We start from the raw sequence: 16051 nt of genomic DNA on the forward strand, positions 1-16051 counted from the left end.
CCCCGCCGGTGACACCGGCGCGGGGCACGACGGCAGCGGCGGTGCCTCATCCCGCGGCGGGGTCGCCGGAAGCGCCGGCGCCCATCGGGCCGGGCGGTGACGGCCCGGGAGGCGTCGACCCCTGGGGGCGTTACGACCCCTGGGCGGCCTCGGCCGCCGTCGCCCCCCTTCAGCAGAACGGCGCGGGCGCGCCGACGCGGGAGCAGCGGCGTAAGCGGGCCGGAAAGGTGATCGTCGGCGGCGCGCTGCTGATCGCCCTGGTCTCCGGCGGCATCGGCGGCGCCCTGGGCACGTACCTGGAGCGGAACGGCGGCGTGGGGACGGTGGAGCTGCCGCAGGCCGGCAAGGAAGCGGCCGACCGGGCGCCGGGCAGTGTCGCCGGGATCGCCGCCCGTGCCCTGCCCAGCGTGGTGACCCTGCACGTGAGCGGCGGCGACGCGGCAGGCACCGGCACCGGCTTCGTACTCGACGACCGGGGCCACATCCTGACCAACAACCACGTCGTGGAGCCCGCGGGATCCGGCGGCGAGATAACCGTCACCTTCAACAGCGGCGACACCGCCGAGGCCACGGTCGTCGGCCGCGACAGCGGCTACGACCTCGCCGTGGTGAGGGTGAAGGGCGTCAGCGGCCTCAGTCCCCTGCCCCTCGGCAACTCCGACAACGTCCGGGTCGGCGACCCCGTCGTCGCCATCGGCGCCCCCTTCGACCTGGCCGGCACGGTCACCTCCGGCATCATCAGCGCCAAGGAGCGGCCCATCACGGCGGGCGGCGAGGAGGGCGACGGCAGCGACGTCTCGTACGTCGACGCCCTGCAGACCGACGCGCCCATCAACCCCGGCAACTCCGGCGGCCCCCTCCTGGACGCCCAGGGCAGGGCCATCGGCATCAACTCCGCCATCCGGTCCGCCGACGGCGGCGGCGCCGATTCGGACGGCGGTCAGGCCGGCTCCATAGGGCTCGGCTTCGCCATTCCCATCAACCAGGGCAAGCGCGTAGCCGAGGAGCTGATCAACACCGGCAAGGCCACCCACCCCGTCATCGGCATCACCCTCGACATGAACTACTCGGGCGACGGTGCCCGCGTCGGAGCCAAGGGCAGCGACGGCGGACCCGCGGTCACCACGGGCGGCCCCGGGGCGGAGGCCGGCATCGAGCCGGGGGACGTGATCACCGCCGTCGACGGCAGGCGCGTGCACTCCGGCGAGGAACTCATCGTCGCGACCCGCGCGCACCGCCCCGGCGACCGCCTGGAACTGACGCTGGAGCGCGACGGCGAGGAGACGAACGTCTCCCTGGTGCTCGGCTCCTCCGGCGGGGACTGAGCGGCCGCGCAGGCCCCCACAAGGGGCCAGGAAGGCAAACAATTCGGAAAGCGTCCGCATACACGCACTCGGGGCTCACGGGACGGTACCGGTCGGACGGGGTCGGCGGGTACCGTGGTGGCGGCCCGGACATCCCAAGGAGCTTCAGGTGTTCAATGACATAGGCGCACTAGAACTGGTGACGCTCGTCGTCCTCGCCGTGCTCGTCTTCGGTCCGGACAAGCTCCCCAAGGTCATCCAGGACGTGACCCGCACCATCCGGAAGATCCGGGAGTTCTCGGACAGCGCCAAGCAGGACATCCGGCAGGAGCTGGGCCCCGAGTTCAAGGACTTCGAGTTCGAGGACCTCAACCCCAAGACGTTCATCCGCAAGCAGCTGGACAACGACGAGCTGGGGCTGAAGGAGATCCGCAACGGCTTCGACCTGAAGAAGGAGATGGCCGAGGTCACCGACGCCGTCCACGGCCGTGAGCCGGAGTCGGCGTCCGGTTCTTCCGCGTCCGGCTCCACCGGCGGTCGCGTCGACATGTCCAAGAAGCCCGAGACTCCGGCCATCGACGCCCGCCCGCCCTTCGACGCGGACGCCACCTGAGTCCGTCCCGCGGGCCGCGGTACGTCGCGGGAGCCGACTCCCTCGCCGTACGTGACGCGTCTCACACTCCGGACGGGGCGTACAGGGCCTGAAGGCGACGCCCGAGCGACCCACGCGCCGGGCGATTTCCCGGTTGCCGCCAGTGGTGTGGCTATGCTGCCCGAGTTGTTGTGCGGACCGGACGAGTGCGCCCGAAGGGGGGCGGGCCGTTCCGGTCCGACGAGAGCGAGGAGGCGTCCGGGCACATGGAGACGACGAGTCAGGCGGTCGCGCAGACGCCGGGCACGGAGGATGGACAAGAGGTCCCCTCCGTCCGGCGGACGATCGACGGCTACCTGCGTGCGCCCTTCCCGTGGTACGGCCTCGACGAGGCCTTCACGGGGCGGCGTTGGCTGATGCAGGTCGGTACGGCGGCCGACGGGGCGGTGGAGCACGGCTCGATCGGGCACGGTGACGAACCGTCGGTGCGCAACGAACACGTGGCGGGCGACGAGCAGGACGCCAAGGAGAAGTTCGCGGTCGTCGTGACCGTCGCGGCCAACCCCGACCGGCGAAGCGCCGACGGCACGGGTCTGCTGGAGGCCACCTCGGTGTCGTCGGCGGCGTGGCTCGCCGGGGTGGGGCTGCTGTCCTTCACCTGGCCGGGCCAGATGGACCACTCGCTGCGCGACGACTGGCTGGAGCAGCAGACGGAGACCGCGTGGGTCCTCGCGGACGATCTCGGCGGAGCGGACTGGTCGACGCTGTCCCTCCCCGTGGACGGCGTGCCGACGCGGTTCCACTACCGGGAGTCCGAGTTCGGCTGGGTGCTCGCCGGTTCCACCGAGCAGGGCGTCCACCTGGGCGCCTACGGCAGGGGCATGAGCGCGTACGGGCTGGCCTTCTCCGTGGTCAAGGACATCGCCGCGTACGCCTAGCCGTCGTACGCGCGGGCGCCCGGGCGTACGAGAAGGGGCGCCGTCCCTGCGGACAGCGCCCCGGTCCCGTACGACAGTCCCGTACGGAGCGTCAGAACTTGTTCTTCGGCGTGATGCCCAGCGACAGCCCCGAGAGGCCGCGCTGGCGCCCGCCCAGCTTCCCGGCGATCGAGCGCAGGGCCGCGCCCGCCGGGGAGTCCGGGTCGGTCAGGACGACGGGCTTGCCCTCGTCGCCGCCCTCGCGCAGGCGGACGTCGATCGGGATGGAGCCGAGGACCGGCACCGACGCGCCCGTGGTGCGGGTCAGGCCGTCGGCGACCGACTGGCCGCCGCCGGTGCCGAAGACGTCGACCATCTCGCCGCAGTGCGGGCAGGGCAGCCCGGACATGTTCTCGACCACGCCGACGATCTTCTGGTGGGTCTGGACGGCGATGGCGCCCGCCCGCTCCGCCACCTCGGCGGCCGCCTGCTGAGGGGTCGTCACGACCAGGATCTCGGCGTTCGGCACGAGCTGCGCGACGGAGATCGCGATGTCGCCGGTGCCGGGCGGCAGGTCGAGCAGCAGGACGTCCAGGTCGCCCCAGTACACGTCCGCCAGGAACTGCTGGAGCGCGCGGTGCAGCATCGGGCCGCGCCAGACGACCGGCGCGTTGCCCGGGGTGAACATGCCGATCGAGATGACCTTCACCCCGTTGGCCGAAGGCGGCATGATCATGTTCTCGACCTGGGTGGGCCGCCCGTCGGCGCCGAGCATGCGCGGCACGGAGTGGCCGTAGATGTCGGCGTCGACGACACCGACCTTCAGGCCGTCCGCCGCCATCGACGCCGCCAGGTTCACCGTCACCGAGGACTTGCCGACGCCGCCCTTGCCGGAGGCGACCGCGTACACCCGGGTCAGGCTGCCCGGCTTGGCGAAGGGCACCTCGCGCTCGGTCTGGCCGCCGCGCAGGGCGTTCGCCAGCTCCTTGCGCTGCTCGTCGCTCATCACGTCCAGCTCGACGTCGACGCGCGTGACGCCCTCGACCCGCGACACCGCGTCCGTCACGCGCTGCGTGATGGTTTCCCGCATGGGGCAGCCGGAGACCGTCAGGTACACGGCGACCGCGACCGCTCCGTCCGCCCCGATCTCCACCGACTTGACCATCCCCAGCTCGGTGATGGGCCGGTTGATCTCGGGGTCGTTCACCGTCGCCAGTGCTTCACGCACCGCGTCTTCCGTAGCCATAGGGTCGATGGTACGGCGCCGCCCACCGGGCACGGAAAGCCCCGTCAGCGGTCGTGTACGTCACGCCCCCGGGACCGATCCGCCGGGAATACCCCGCGGTCGGGGTGGTGGCCGTTCTGCCGCTCCTCCAGGTCCTTGAGCACGTCCTGCAGCTCGGAGCGGATCCAGTCCCTCGTCGCGACCTCGCCCAGGCCGATGCGCAGGGCCGCGATCTCGCGGGTCAGGTACTCGGTGTCGGCGATCGACCGCTCGTTCTGCTTGCGGTCCTGCTCCAGGTTGACCCGGTCCCGGTCGTCCTGCCGGTTCTGCGCGAGCAGGATCAGCGGGGCCGCGTAGGAGGCCTGGAGGGACAGCATCAGCGTCAGGAAGATGAACGGATACTCGTCGAAGCGCAGGCCGCTCGGCGCGGACACGTTCCACACCACCCACAGGATGATGACGAAGGTCATCCAGACGATGAACCGCCCGGTGCCCAGGAACCGCGCGACGCGCTCCGACAGTCGGCCGAAGGACTCCGGGTCCCACTCGGGCAGCAGCCTGCGGCGCGGCGCGCGGGGCTGGTCCAGGCGGGCCCGGGTACGGGAGGCAGCGGTGGCTCCCGACGCGGCACGCTCACGGGGCGGGGTCTCGCGCTCAGGCACCATCGGCGCTCACCTCCCCCGCCGTCTCCTCCAGGTGGTACTCGGTCTCCCGCCAGTCGTCGGGCAGCATGTGGTCCAGTACGTCGTCCACGGTGACCGCGCCCAGCAGCGACCCGGAATCGTCGACGACGGGCGCCGCCACCATGTCGTACGCGGCGAAGAACCCGGCGACCACGGGCAGCGCGGCGTCCGGATCCAGGGGTTGCAGGTCGTCGTCGATGATCGAGCCGACCAGCGTGTACGGGGGGTCGCGCAGCAGGCGCTGGAAGTGGACCGTGCCCAGGTACTTGCCGGTCGGGGTCTCCTCGGGCGGCCGGCAGACGTAGACCTGGGCCGCGTGCGCCGGGGACAGGTCGGGGTTGCGGATGTGGGCCAGGGCGTCCGCGACGGTCGCGTCGGGCCGCAGCACGATCGGCTCGGTCGTCATCAGACCGCCCGCCGTGTGCTCCTCGTAGGCCATCAGACGCCGCATGTCGGCCGCGTCGTCGGGCTGCATCAGGCTCAGCAGCCGCTCCTTGTCCTCCTCGGGCAGCTCACCGAGCAGGTCGGCCGCGTCGTCGGGGTCCATCGCCTCCAGTACGTCCGCGGCGCGCTCCTCCTTGAGCTTGCCGAGGATCTCGATCTGGTCGTCCTCCGGCAGTTCCTCCAGTACGTCGGCCAGGCGGTCGTCGTCGAGGGCGGCGGCGACCTCCGCGCGGCGCTTGGCGGACAGGTGGTGCAGGACGTTGGCGAGGTCGGCGGGGCGCAGCTGCTCGAAGGTGGCGAGGAGGTTCTCGGCGCCCTGCCCCTGCTCCTCCACGGAGAAGCCGGTGACGCCGGACCACTCGACGGTCAGCGTCTCGCCCTTGTTGCGCCGGAAGGCGCCGCTCTTCCTCCCCTTGCGGACGAAGACCTTGTCGATCTCCCAGTCCCGGCGGGCGGGCAGCTGCTGCACCGACAGGTCCAGGACGGTGACCTCCTCACCCGTCTCGGTGAGGGTGACCCGCCGGTCGAGCAGCTCGCCGAAGACGAGGCGCTCGGTGGGCCGCTGCTCGAAGCGCCGGACGTTGACCACGCCGGTGGTGATGACCTGGCCGGACTCGATGCCGGTGACCCGGGTCATGGGCAGGAAGATGCGGCGGCGGGTGGTGAGTTCGACGACCAGGCCGAGCACCCGCGGTGGTTTGCGGGCGACGCGGAGCATGACGACCAGATCGCGCACGCGTCCCACCTGGTCGCCGGCCGGGTCGAAGACGGCGATGCCGGAGAGATGGGAGACGAAGATCCGGGGGGCGCCCGCTGCCATGGCCGCGGCTCCTTTTCTCAAGCTTCGTGGGCGTGCGTCGGAGTATGTGAGAGCTGATTCGTACGGTGTTCCTTTTCCGAATTGCCCGCTCGGACGGGCTTCAGGCTAGCCCGTCCCGAACGGCTCCGCTCCGGTGGCCGGTCCGGACGGACTGGCTCCGTTCGCCGTCCACGGCCCCGGTACGCTGCGGTACGCCGCCAGGGCCTGTCCGGACCCCGGTCGGCTCCTTGCCAGCCCCTGTCCGCCCATGCCAGAAAGGCAGCCCCATCTGTGTCTGCGACTCCCCGGCGCCGAATCCGCAGGGCCGCTCTGATGGGCGCGGTGTGCGCCCTGGCGGTGACGGGAGCGGGGCTGACGGGATGCAGTAGTGAGGACCCGGACGCGGGCACCAACGGCGTCGGGAAGCTCTCCGCCGAAAAGATCCAGGCCAAGGCCCGCACGGCGGCCGAGTCCGCCGAAGCGGTACGCCTGCACGGGACCGTGGCCGCCGGCGGGAACACCTACACCCTGGACATGCGGCTGAAGCCCGACGGGGGGACCGGGTCGGTCGCCGCCGAGGGGACGACGTTCGGGCTGCTGCGCGTCGGCGAGCAGCTCTTCCTCAAGGCCGACGCCGAATTCTGGAGCCATGACGGCGGGGACGCCGCGGCCGCCGAGAAGCTGGCCGACAAGTACGTGAAGGTGCCGCAGAGCGACCCCGTGTACAAGAAGTTCAGCGGCTTCACCGACAAGGACGTCCTCATCGGTGGCCTGCTGACCCTGCACGGCACGGTGGAGACGGACGGCCGCCACGAGCAGGCGGGCGTGCGCACCATCCGGATCACCGGCGACCAGGGTGCCGGCGGCTCGCTGGACGTCTCGCTGGAGGGCACGCCGTACCCGCTGCGCCTGGTGCGGGCGGGCAGCGCGGGCACGCTCAGCCTCTCGGACTGGAACAAGGACTTCGCGCTCGAGGAGCCGGCGCAGGACGACACGCTGGACTACGGCAAGCAGCTGCCGACCTCCTAGCCAGAGCCTGTCTGACGAACCGCCTGCCCCGCGTGCGGACGACGGGATGTGTCAGACAGGCCATATTCCGGGACGCCGCCGGCGTCCCGGTACGCGCTAACGCTTCTTCCGGCGCTTCAGCAGCAGGCGCGGCAGCCCCGCCGGGGCCGGCTCACGCGTCGTCGCCGGGCTCGGCAGCGGTGCCTCTGCCAGCGAACCGTCGGGCAGCGGCGCCGTGACCCCCGTCGGCTCCAGGCGCAGCACCCGGCACTCACGGGCCCAGCGGTCGGTCATCGCCTCGCCGTCCGGGGCGTTCAGGCGCTTGCCCTTGAGGTCGGCGACCGCCGCCTGCCAGGCCTCGGAGCCGGCCGGCAGCTCCACGACCCGTGCCGTCCAGGAGACCAGCCGGCCCCCCTTGTCCTTGCTGCGCACGGTCACCTCGGCCGAGGCCCCGTCGGCCAGACCCGGCAGCGGCTGCTCGCCGGGTCCGTCGCCGATGACGCAGGCCGCGCCCTCGTGCCAGACGTGCCACAGCGCACGCGCGGGCCCACCGGGCCCGCCGACCCAGACGAGGCCGGACTTCTTCGTGGCCTCCTCGACGAGGGCCTGGTCGAGCAGCTCGCTTGTCATGCGGTCAGCCTATCCAGCCCTCTTCGGCCCCCGTCAGAGCCAGCCGTTGCGCTTGAGCGTGCGGTGGATGCCCAGACAGAGGCCGACCGTGATCGACAGCACCAGCGGGTAGCCATACTTCCAGTGCGTCTCCGGCATGTAGTCGAAGTTCATGCCGTACACCCCGCACACCATCGTCGGTACGGCGATGATCGCCGCCCACGAGGTGATCTTGCGCATGTCCTCGTTCTGCGCGACGGACGCCTGGGCGAGGTTGGCCTGGAGGATGGAGTTCAGCAGCTCGTCGAAGCCGATGACCTGCTCCTGCACCCGCGCCACGTGGTCGGCGACGTCCCGGAAGTACTTCTGGATCTCCGGGTCGATCAGCCGCATCGGCCGCTCACTGAGCAGCTGCATGGGGCGCAGCAGCGGCGAGACCGCCCGCTTGAACTCCAGTACCTCGCGCTTGAGTTGATAGATCCGCCCGGCGTCCGTGCCGCGCGGCGTGCCCTTGCGGCCCGGCGAGAACACCTCCGTCTCGACCTCGTCGATGTCGTCCTGCACCGCGTCGGCGACCGCGATGTAGCCGTCGACGACGTGGTCGGCGATGGCGTGCAGCACCGCCGAGGGGCCCTTGAGCAGCAGCTCGGGGTCCTCCTGCAGCCGGTGCCGCAGCGTGCGCAGCGAGCCCTGCCCGCCGTGCCGGACGGTGATGAAGAAGTCCCGCCCGGTGAAGCACATGACCTCGCCGGTCTCGACGACCTCGCTGTTGGCGGTGAGCTCGTCGTGGTCGACGTAGTGGACGGTCTTGAAGACCGTGAACAGGGAGTCGTCGTAACGCTCCAGCTTGGGCCGCTGGTGGGCCTGGACGGCGTCCTCCACGGCCAGCGGGTGCAGTCCGAACTCCCGGGCGATACCGGCGAACTCGTCCTCGGTGGGCTCGTGCAGGCCGATCCACACGAACCCGCCGTCGCGGCGCACCTGGCGCATCGCCCGGTGCGGGCTCAGCGGCGTGTCCGTCTCGACGCGCGCGCCGTCGCGGTAGACGGCGCAGTCGACGACGGCGGTCGTGGTCGCCGGGTCGCGGGTGGTGTCGTAGGCGCCGCTGTCCTTGCGCAGAGAGACGCGGGACGGGCGGACCGCGGCGCGCAGGTCACGGATCATCGACATGGCAGGCTCCTTCGCGACGGGCAGCGAACGAGGCCGGTGGCGGGTGGAACCACCCGGAATGAGGACGTCCTGACTACGTGCGTTCGGCACGTCCACAAAGCGGGGTGCACCGCACCGTCGCGGTGGCCGACTTCGCTGCTGATTCAGCTGCTGGTTCAGCTGCTGATCCGGATCGATGGACCGGATCAGGCAAAACGAGACGAAGTGCTCTTCCCTGTGCGGGCACGCGGGCAGAAAGCGGCGGCGGAAGTAACCGGAGCGGCTGTGTCAGCGGCCGGAAGAGCGGGTGGTACTGCACGGTCGACTTCGGTCCATGCCAGCCCCACCTCCTCCGGCCGGTCCCTCGTGAGGGACGATCCATCCCCCCGTTGTTTGGAGGGGTTCCCCGTAGGGGAGTCTTCATAGCGTCGGGTGCTTGATCGCGACGCGCTGCGTGCTGCCCCGACGACTGGGCCAGAGTACCAGTCACCCGGCGTGTCAAGGCGCCGCTTTGCCGCTTCACCGCGAGTTCTATGCTCGCCGCATGGCTGATGTTCTTCCTCTGGTCGAGGCCCGGTTGCGCAGTTCGCTGGGCGAGCCGGACGCACGCGCGGCGGTCACCTTCCTCGGTACCGACCGTATCGAGGTGCTGCGCTTTCCCGGCGGCGGCCAGGAGGGCGACATCGTCCGCTATGCCACCCTCGGTATGTCGTCGCAGCCCATGGCGGACCCCGCGGCCGTGCTCGCCGACCCGGTCAAGGGCCCCCGCGCCGAGCTGGTCCTCTCCGTCCGCGCCGGTCTCGCCGACACCGACAAGGTGCTCCGACCGCTCGCCGTGCTGGCCGCGTCCCCGCAGGTCGAGGGTGTGATCGTGGCGCCCGGTGCGTCCCTGGACGTCGGGGAGACGCTGTGGCCCGGGGCGCCGTTCACGTCGGTCCTGGTCGCCGAGCCGGGCGGCCTGGTCGAGGATCTGGAGCTGGACGCCCCGCTGGATCCCGTACGGTTCCTGCCGCTGCTGCCGATGACCGCGAACGAGGCCGCCTGGAAGCGCGTGCACGGTGCTCCGGCCCTCCAGGAACGCTGGCTGACGCACGGGACGGACCTGCGCGATCCGTCCCGCAGGTCCGTCCCGCTGGAGTGACGGAACTCACCAGCCCTCGTCCGTCGGTTGGCCTGTCGTCCGGCCCTCAGTCGGCGAAGACCGCGACCCCGTCCTCGGTCGCGTGCCTCGGCTCCAGTTCCTCCGCGTCGCGGGTGAGCGCGCGGCGCCGTACGAGGACCACGACCGCGCCCAGCACCGCGGTGACCGCCGCCACGACGAAGGGGGTGTGGATGTCGGTCCACTCCTCGATCCTCGGCGCGAAGAAGGGGGCGGCCGCCGCCGCGAACCAGCGCACGAAGTTGTAGCCCGCGCTCGCCACCGGACGCGGCGCGTCCGACACCCCGAGGGCCAGCTCGGTGTAGACGGTGTTGTTCACGCCGATGAAGGCGCCGGACAGGATCGTGCAGACGATCGCGGTGGTGTGGTTCCCGTAGCCGAGGACCAGTACGTCGGCCGCGAGCAGCGCCAGCGAGCCGCCGAGCACCTTCAGCGAGCCGAACCGCTTCTGCGCGCGCGGCGCCACGAGGACCGAGAAGACGGCGAGCAGCACGCCCCACGCGAAGAACACGGCGCCGGACTTGTACGGCGTCATGTTCAGCACGAACGGCGTGAAGGCCAGCACCGTGAAGAACGTGTAGTTGTAGAAGAACGCCGACACGGCGGCGGACGCGAGTCCGCCGTGGCCCAGCGCCTTGAGCGGGTCGAGCAGCGACGTCTTGCGGGTCGGCTTCGGCTGTTCCTTCAGGAACACCGTGACGCACAGGAAGCCGATCGCCATCAGGAACGCCGTGCCGAAGAAGGGGTAGCGCCAGCTGGCGTCGCCGAGCAGCGCGCCCAGCAGGGGGCCGCAGGCCATGCCGAGGCCGAGGGCGGACTCATAGAGCAGGATCGCCGCGGCGCTGCCGCCGGCCGCCGCGCCGACGATGACCGCGAGGGCCGTCGAGACGAACAGCGCGTTCCCGAGGCCCCAGCCGGCCCGGTAGCCGACGAGCTGCCCGACCGTGTCGGCGGTACCCGCCAGGCCCGCGAAGACCACGACGAAGGCCAGGCCCAGCAGCAGGGTCCCGCGCCCGCCGATGCGGCTGGAGACGAAGCCGGTCACCAGCATCGCGAGGGCGGTGATGAGGAAGTACGAGGTGAACAGGAGGGAGACCTGGCCGGCGCTCGCGTCCAGGCCCTTGGCGATGGACGGCAGGATCGGGTCGACGAGCCCGATGCCCATGAAGGCCACGACGGACGCACCGGCGGTCGCCCACACGGCCTTGGGCTGTCGCAGGATGCCGCCCGCACCCGCGTCGAAGGGGTCCATGCATTGCTCCAATGCCGACAGGAAGGGGATCGGTCGGAGGGTTCGGATGGGTTCAGATGGTTGGCGTATGCATATAGTAAGTTAGCGTAGCTAATTAATGCAAGCTACATCTAGTTCCCGCTGGCCAGCCGTTCCGCCCGGATGGGTGATCGTCCTTGACGTGGGGGAGCGAGGGTAGGACCGTGGGGCTCTATGAGGGGCGAACCCAGTTGCCCGAAGTGTGGTGGCCGGGTCAGGGCTCCCGGTCTCTTCGCCGATTCCTGGCAGTGCGACCTGCATGGCACCGTGCACCCGCTGCAGCCCGTGCTTCCGCCCAGCGTCGAGGCGCTCGGCGTCGTGGTGCACCGTACGCAGGTACCGGTGTGGATGCCGTGGCCACTGCCGGTCGGCTGGCTGTTCACCGGCGTGGCCTGTGCGGGCGACGACCGCAGTGGTGGCCGGGCGACCGCCGTGGCCTGCTCCGGTCCCGGACCTCTCGGCGGCCTCGGTGAGCTGATCCTGGTCGCCGAGGAACTCGGCGTGGGTCTCGGCGCGCGGTACGCGGGCATCGACGCCCCGGACCCGGGCCCGTACATGGACGTCGAGAAGCCGCCCCAGGCGAAGGTCCTGGCCGTCGGCCGTCCGACTCCGCTCTGGCATGTCTCCGGTGCCCCCGGCGACCGCGCCGTCTTCGCCGGGGAGGCCCTCGGGGTGTGGCTGTGGGCCGTCGTGTGGCCCGAGCGCTCGGGGCTGCTCATGTACGAGGAACTGGTGCTGACCGATCTGCGGGACGCGGGCGCCGAGGTGGACCTGGTGCCGTGCGGAGCGCTGTCGCCGCGGTTGATCCAGCCGTAGGTGCCGGGTGTCGGGTGCCGGATGTCGGGTGCTGGGGCGCCGGACGCCGGTGGTGGGTTCCGGTCGTGGGCGTAGGGGCGCCGGTGGTAGGCGTAGGGGGCGCAGGGTCGCTGCGAGTGTGACAGCGGCGGCTGGAGTTCCGGTTATCCTTGAGCGTCCCCTTCCGTCCCGTCACCGCTTGGAGTCAGCGTCGTGCGTATCGATCTGCACACCCACTCCACCGCGTCCGACGGCACGGACACCCCGGCCCAGCTGGTGCGCAAGGCCGCCGCGACCGGGCTGGACGTCATCGCGCTGACCGACCACGACACCACCCGCGGCCACGCCGAGGCCGTCGCCGCGCTCCCCGAGGGGCTCACGCTCGTCACCGGCGCCGAACTCTCCTGCCGGGCCGGCGGCGTCAGCATGCACATGCTGGCCTACCTCTTCGACCCCGAGGAGCCCGCCCTGCTCGCCGAGCGCGAGCTGGTCCGGGACGACCGGGTACCGCGGGCGAAGGGCATGGTCGCCAAGCTGAACGCGCTGGGCGTGCCCGTCACCTGGGAACAGGTCGCGCGCATCGCCGGCGACGGTTCGGTCGGGCGGCCGCACGTGGCCACCGCCCTCGTCGACCTCGGCGTCGTGCCGACCGTGGGCGACGCCTTCACCCGGGACTGGCTGGCCGACGGCGGCCGGGCCTTCGTGGAGAAGCACGAGACCGACCCCTTCGAGGCCCTCCGTCTGATCAAGGGCGCGGGCGGGGTCGCCGTGTTCGCGCACCCGGCCGCCGCCAAGCGGGGCCGTACGGTGCCGGAGACCACGATCGCGGAGCTGGCCGCGGCCGGCCTCGACGGCATCGAGGTCGACCACATGGACCACGACGCGGAGACGAGGACGCGGCTGCGCGGGACGGCGAGGGAACTGGGACTCCTGGTGACCGGCTCCAGCGACTACCACGGCAGCCGCAAGACCTGCGTGCTCGGCGAGTACACGACGGACCCCGAGGTCTACGGGGAGATCACGCGGCGGGCCTTCGGGGCGTTCCCCGTGCCCGGGGCCGGCGGGGTCTGAGCGGGGCCCGAACCCCCTCCCGCACGCCCACCCTTCCCTCTCCCGCAAGGCCAGTAGCTCACCCATGTTCGACGTCGCCGTCTTCGGCTCCCTCTTCCTGACCCTTTTCGTCATCATGGATCCCCCCGGGATCACCCCGATCTTCCTCGCGCTGACCTCCGGCCGGCCCGCCAAGGTGCAGAGGCGGATGGCCTTCCAGGCCGTCTGCGTCGCCGGTGGCGTGATCACCGTGTTCGGTCTGCTGGGGCACCAGATCCTGGACTACCTGCACGTGTCCGTGCCCGCCCTGATGATCGCGGGCGGGCTGCTCCTCCTGCTGATCGCGCTCGACCTGCTCACCGGCAAGACCGACGAGCCGAAGCAGACCAAGGACGTCAACGTCGCGCTCGTACCGCTGGGCATGCCGCTGCTCGCCGGCCCCGGGGCGATCGTCTCGGTCATCCTGGCCGTGCAGAAGGCCGACAGCGCGACCGCGCAGGCGTCGGTGTGGGCGGCGATCCTCGCGATCCACGTGGTGCTGTGGCTGGTGATGCGGTACTCGCTGCTGATCATCCGGGTCATCAAGGACGGGGGCGTGGTCCTGGTGACCCGCCTCGCCGGCATGATGCTCTCCGCGATCGCGGTGCAGCAGATCATCAACGGCGTCACGCAGGTGATCCAGGGCGCGTGAGCGGGCGGTGGCCCGGGCGGGGGGCCCGGAAGCGACCACGCACAGGGCCCCCGCACGGAAGAGTCCGTGCGGGGGCCCTGGATGTGTGGGCGGGTCCGCGCTACAAGGCCGAGGCGTCGGCGGGGCGGATCCACAGGCGCTGCCCGATGGCGGCGGCCTGCTGAACGATGCGATTCACGGAGGCGGCGTCCACGACGGTCGTGTCCACGGGGGTTCCGTCGACGTCGTCGAGTCGCATGACTTCAAAGCGCATGGCCTCTCCCTTGATCTGGTCATCCTCCTGAGGAGAACTACTGGTGTGGCTCCCGGGTCGTCGGTGCCCGGGCTTACGTAGTGAGTCAACGGGCTGCGTAATACAAACATTCCCTACGCTAAGGAAATTTTTCGAACTGCTAATTACTGACTGGTAAGTCGCTTGTCCCGGGCGGGCCGGGTGTCCGGTACAAGACTGACCGGGACCGGTTGTGTTCGCAGCGTGACCGCCGGGACAATGGAGGCGATGAACGACGACCTCGCGTCCCTGAACGCCCGCATCGATCGCACCAACGAGCTGCTGCTGCGCATGCTCGCCGAGGTGGCCAAGACACCCTCGACCCACGCGATCTTCGTCGACGCCGGGTACCTCTACGCGGCGGCGGGACGCCTGGTGACCGGGACCGAGGACCGCCGGGCCTTCGATCTGGACGCCGAGGGACTGATCGAGGCGCTCATCGACAAGGCGCGCACCATCTTCGCGGACAGCAGGCTGCTGCGGGTCTACTGGTACGACGGCGCCCGGCGCCGCATCCACACCGCCGAGCAGCAGTCCATCGCCGAGCTGCCCGACGTCAAGGTCCGCCTGGGCAACCTCAACGCCAACAACCAGCAGAAGGGCGTCGACTCCCTCATCCGCTCCGACCTGGAGTCCCTCGCCCGGCACCGCGCCATCAGCGACGCGGCCCTCCTCGGCGGCGACGAGGACCTGGTCTCGGCGGTCGAGGCCGCCCAGGGGTACGGCGCCCGCGTCCACCTGTGGGGCATCGAGGCGCCCGAGGGCCGCAACCAGGCCGACCCGCTGCTCTGGGAGGTCGACAGCCAGCGCACCTTCGACCTGGACTTCTTCAAGCCGTACGTCTCCCGGCGCACGGCCCACGCCTTCGAGGCGACGGGAGCGGCCCGGCCGGCCCGCGAGGACGTCCGCTTCGTGGGTGCGCAGATCGCCGCGAAGTGGCTGGCGGCACGCGGCCGCGAGTCGCTGGTGGAACTGCTCCCCGGCCACCCCTACCTCCCCGGCTCGGTGGACCAGGACCTGCTGGTGGAGGCCGAGGGACTGCTCCAGTACTCGCTCCGCGGCCAGGCCGACCTGCGCAGGGCACTGCGGGACGGCTTCTGGGAGCACTTGCAGGCGCAGTACTGAGCGCGCGGTACTGAGCGGGCAGTGTTGAGCGCGCGGTACTGAGCGGGCAGTGCTGAGCGCGCGTATTGAGCGCCGCGGTACTAGCGTTCCGGCCGTCGCTGGGTGGGGACGCCGTCCCAGAAGTCGGCGAGGGCGCGTGCGGTCGGCTCGGGCCGGTCGGTGTTGGGGGAGTGCTCGGCACCGGCGATCACGGTCCGGTGCGCGCCCAGCCGTACGGCCATCTCGTCGAGGAGGGGCACGGGCCAGGTGTCGTCGTAGGCGCCCGACAGCACGTGGAACGGCAGCGGCGCGGCGGCGAGCTCGCCGACGCGGTCCGGCTCCGTGCACAGCTGCCGCCCCGTGGCGAGGAGCTGAGCGGGCCTGGTGCCCAGCCAGCGGGCGCGCAGCCGTTCCGGTTCGTCCGGGCCGTGCGCGGGTGCCGGGGCGCCGACCTCCTCGGGCGGCCCCATCACCTGGATCACTTTCCAGACCTCGGCCATCGTCATGGTGTCGAGCGCGTCCCGGAGGAGTTTCACGCGCTGCTGCTGGGAGTCGGAGATCCGTGCCGGGCCCGAGGACATCAGCGTGAGGGAGACGAAAGGGGCGTGGTCGAGCAGCACGGCGGCCCGTGCGATCTGGCCGCCGAGGGAGTGCCCGAGGAGATGCGCGCGCGTCCCGAGAGCGGCGACCTGTGCGAGTACGTCCCGGGCCAGCTCGGCCTGCGCGTAGCCGGCTTCGTCGTGCTCGGGCCCGTCGGACTCGTACTGGCCCCGCCCGTCCACGGCGACCGTACGGTATCCGCGCGCCCCGAGCGGCTCGTGCAACAGCGTGAAGTCCTCTTTGCTTCCCGTGAACCCGGGCAGCATCAGCACCGTCCCCTTCGCCTCGACCCCAGCGGCCACGGGTGAGTCCACGACGGCGAACTCACCACGCGCGGTACGCAGCCGGTACGCGCGGGCGTCGGAGGGCGGGGTGAATACG

General features: G+C 71.2%; 17 protein-coding genes. 9 read left to right on the forward strand and 8 right to left on the reverse strand.

The annotated features are described in order from the left end of the window. From EBH09_RS24400 to EBH09_RS24410, 3 genes are all read left to right on the forward strand, one after another. A partial coding sequence (locus tag EBH09_RS24400) for a trypsin-like peptidase domain-containing protein (protein WP_238697434.1) occupies window positions 1-1325 on the forward strand: 1325 nt, incomplete at its 5' end. 148 nt (window positions 1326-1473) lie between these two features. Beyond that, window positions 1474-1917, forward strand: a complete 444-nt coding sequence (locus EBH09_RS24405; RefSeq protein WP_121749071.1) for a sec-independent translocase — start codon at window positions 1474-1476, stop codon at window positions 1915-1917. Between the two features lie 245 nt (window positions 1918-2162). After that, entirely contained in the window at window positions 2163-2834 is a 672-nt protein-coding gene (locus EBH09_RS24410; protein ID WP_193776499.1) for a hypothetical protein, read from the forward strand. Between the two features lie 91 nt (window positions 2835-2925). On the opposite strand, the gene EBH09_RS24415 is transcribed toward EBH09_RS24410, so the two are convergent. Genes EBH09_RS24415 through EBH09_RS24425 form a run of 3 tightly spaced genes read right to left on the reverse strand, consistent with a single transcriptional unit; the run spans window position 2926 to window position 5985 of the window. Next, the gene (locus EBH09_RS24415) at window positions 2926-4059 is read right to left on the reverse strand and encodes an Mrp/NBP35 family ATP-binding protein (protein ID WP_121749073.1); all 1134 of its coding nucleotides are present in this window, start codon (window positions 4057-4059) and stop codon (window positions 2926-2928) included. A 44-nt stretch (window positions 4060-4103) separates the two neighbouring features. Further along, window positions 4104-4703 carry a DUF1003 domain-containing protein gene (locus tag EBH09_RS24420; RefSeq protein WP_193776500.1) on the reverse strand — a complete coding sequence of 200 codons (600 nt, stop codon included), beginning with the start codon at window positions 4701-4703 and terminating at the stop codon, window positions 4104-4106. Then, entirely contained in the window at window positions 4693-5985 is a 1293-nt protein-coding gene (locus EBH09_RS24425) for a CBS domain-containing protein (RefSeq protein WP_121749074.1), read from the reverse strand. Before EBH09_RS24425 ends, EBH09_RS24420 begins: the two co-directional genes overlap by 11 nt. Window positions 5986-6255: 270 nt before the next feature. Between EBH09_RS24425 and EBH09_RS24430 the strand changes: the two genes are divergently transcribed. Further along, entirely contained in the window at window positions 6256-6993 is a 738-nt protein-coding gene (locus EBH09_RS24430; RefSeq protein WP_193776501.1) for a hypothetical protein, read from the forward strand. Window positions 6994-7089: 96 nt separating this feature from the next. Here the strand turns inward: EBH09_RS24430 and EBH09_RS24435 are convergent, their stop codons facing one another. After that, complete coding sequence (locus EBH09_RS24435; RefSeq protein WP_121749076.1) at window positions 7090-7602, reverse strand: hypothetical protein; 513 nt, start codon at window positions 7600-7602, stop codon at window positions 7090-7092. A gap of 33 nt (window positions 7603-7635) precedes the next feature. After that, window positions 7636-8751, reverse strand: a complete 1116-nt coding sequence (locus tag EBH09_RS24440; protein ID WP_121749077.1) for a magnesium and cobalt transport protein CorA — start codon at window positions 8749-8751, stop codon at window positions 7636-7638. A gap of 523 nt (window positions 8752-9274) precedes the next feature. On the opposite strand from EBH09_RS24440, the gene EBH09_RS24445 reads away from it, so the two are divergent. Next, window positions 9275-9871 carry a suppressor of fused domain protein gene (locus EBH09_RS24445; protein WP_121749078.1) on the forward strand — a complete coding sequence of 199 codons (597 nt, stop codon included), beginning with the start codon at window positions 9275-9277 and terminating at the stop codon, window positions 9869-9871. A 46-nt stretch (window positions 9872-9917) separates the two neighbouring features. Here the strand turns inward: EBH09_RS24445 and EBH09_RS24450 are convergent, their stop codons facing one another. Next, window positions 9918-11141 (reverse strand): MFS transporter, encoded by a 1224-nt coding sequence (locus EBH09_RS24450; protein ID WP_121749079.1) that lies wholly within the window; start codon window positions 11139-11141, stop codon window positions 9918-9920. Window positions 11142-11333: 192 nt separating this feature from the next. Between EBH09_RS24450 and EBH09_RS24455 the strand changes: the two genes are divergently transcribed. From EBH09_RS24455 to EBH09_RS24465, 3 genes are all read left to right on the forward strand, one after another. After that, window positions 11334-11975, forward strand: a complete 642-nt coding sequence (locus EBH09_RS24455) for a DUF6758 family protein (protein WP_121749080.1) — start codon at window positions 11334-11336, stop codon at window positions 11973-11975. A 192-nt stretch (window positions 11976-12167) separates the two neighbouring features. Then, the gene (locus tag EBH09_RS24460) at window positions 12168-13025 is read left to right on the forward strand and encodes a PHP domain-containing protein (protein WP_121749081.1); all 858 of its coding nucleotides are present in this window, start codon (window positions 12168-12170) and stop codon (window positions 13023-13025) included. Window positions 13026-13089: 64 nt separating this feature from the next. After that, window positions 13090-13695 carry a MarC family protein gene (locus tag EBH09_RS24465; RefSeq protein ID WP_121749082.1) on the forward strand — a complete coding sequence of 202 codons (606 nt, stop codon included), beginning with the start codon at window positions 13090-13092 and terminating at the stop codon, window positions 13693-13695. A 100-nt stretch (window positions 13696-13795) separates the two neighbouring features. Here EBH09_RS24465 and EBH09_RS24470 read toward each other — a convergent pair whose 3' ends face one another. Then, a complete protein-coding gene (locus EBH09_RS24470) occupies window positions 13796-13948 on the reverse strand; it encodes a hypothetical protein (RefSeq protein ID WP_121749083.1) in 153 nt (50 codons plus the stop codon). A 237-nt stretch (window positions 13949-14185) separates the two neighbouring features. Between EBH09_RS24470 and EBH09_RS24475 the strand changes: the two genes are divergently transcribed. Next, window positions 14186-15091 carry an NYN domain-containing protein gene (locus tag EBH09_RS24475; RefSeq protein ID WP_121749084.1) on the forward strand — a complete coding sequence of 302 codons (906 nt, stop codon included), beginning with the start codon at window positions 14186-14188 and terminating at the stop codon, window positions 15089-15091. A gap of 80 nt (window positions 15092-15171) precedes the next feature. On the opposite strand, the gene EBH09_RS24480 is transcribed toward EBH09_RS24475, so the two are convergent. Further along, on the reverse strand, window positions 15172-16051 hold an 880-nt coding region (locus EBH09_RS24480), incomplete at its 5' end, for an alpha/beta hydrolase (protein WP_121749085.1).

It is taken from the genome of Streptomyces sp. E2N166, from assembly GCF_003671715.1.
GTDB lineage: Bacteria > Actinomycetota > Actinomycetes > Streptomycetales > Streptomycetaceae > Streptomyces > Streptomyces thinghirensis.

Excerpts from the sequence above, each read along its gene's own strand:
- EBH09_RS24450 (WP_121749079.1), bottom strand. The coding sequence starts at position 11,141 with ATGGACCCCTTCGACGCGGGTGCGGGCGGCATCCTGCGACAGCCCAAG.
- EBH09_RS24445 (WP_121749078.1), top strand. The coding sequence starts at position 9,275 with ATGGCTGATGTTCTTCCTCTGGTCGAGGCCCGGTTGCGCAGTTCGCTG.
- EBH09_RS24415 (WP_121749073.1), bottom strand. The coding sequence starts at position 4,059 with ATGGCTACGGAAGACGCGGTGCGTGAAGCACTGGCGACGGTGAACGAC.
- EBH09_RS24425 (WP_121749074.1), bottom strand. The coding sequence starts at position 5,985 with ATGGCAGCGGGCGCCCCCCGGATCTTCGTCTCCCATCTCTCCGGCATC.
- EBH09_RS24435 (WP_121749076.1), bottom strand. The coding sequence starts at position 7,602 with ATGACAAGCGAGCTGCTCGACCAGGCCCTCGTCGAGGAGGCCACGAAG.
- EBH09_RS24470 (WP_121749083.1), bottom strand. The coding sequence starts at position 13,948 with ATGCGCTTTGAAGTCATGCGACTCGACGACGTCGACGGAACCCCCGTG.
- EBH09_RS24440 (WP_121749077.1), bottom strand. The coding sequence starts at position 8,751 with ATGTCGATGATCCGTGACCTGCGCGCCGCGGTCCGCCCGTCCCGCGTC.
- EBH09_RS24455 (WP_121749080.1), top strand. The coding sequence starts at position 11,334 with ATGAGGGGCGAACCCAGTTGCCCGAAGTGTGGTGGCCGGGTCAGGGCT.
- EBH09_RS24465 (WP_121749082.1), top strand. The coding sequence starts at position 13,090 with ATGTTCGACGTCGCCGTCTTCGGCTCCCTCTTCCTGACCCTTTTCGTC.
- EBH09_RS24420 (WP_193776500.1), bottom strand. The coding sequence starts at position 4,703 with ATGGTGCCTGAGCGCGAGACCCCGCCCCGTGAGCGTGCCGCGTCGGGA.
- EBH09_RS24410 (WP_193776499.1), top strand. The coding sequence starts at position 2,163 with ATGGAGACGACGAGTCAGGCGGTCGCGCAGACGCCGGGCACGGAGGAT.
- EBH09_RS24475 (WP_121749084.1), top strand. The coding sequence starts at position 14,186 with ATGGAGGCGATGAACGACGACCTCGCGTCCCTGAACGCCCGCATCGAT.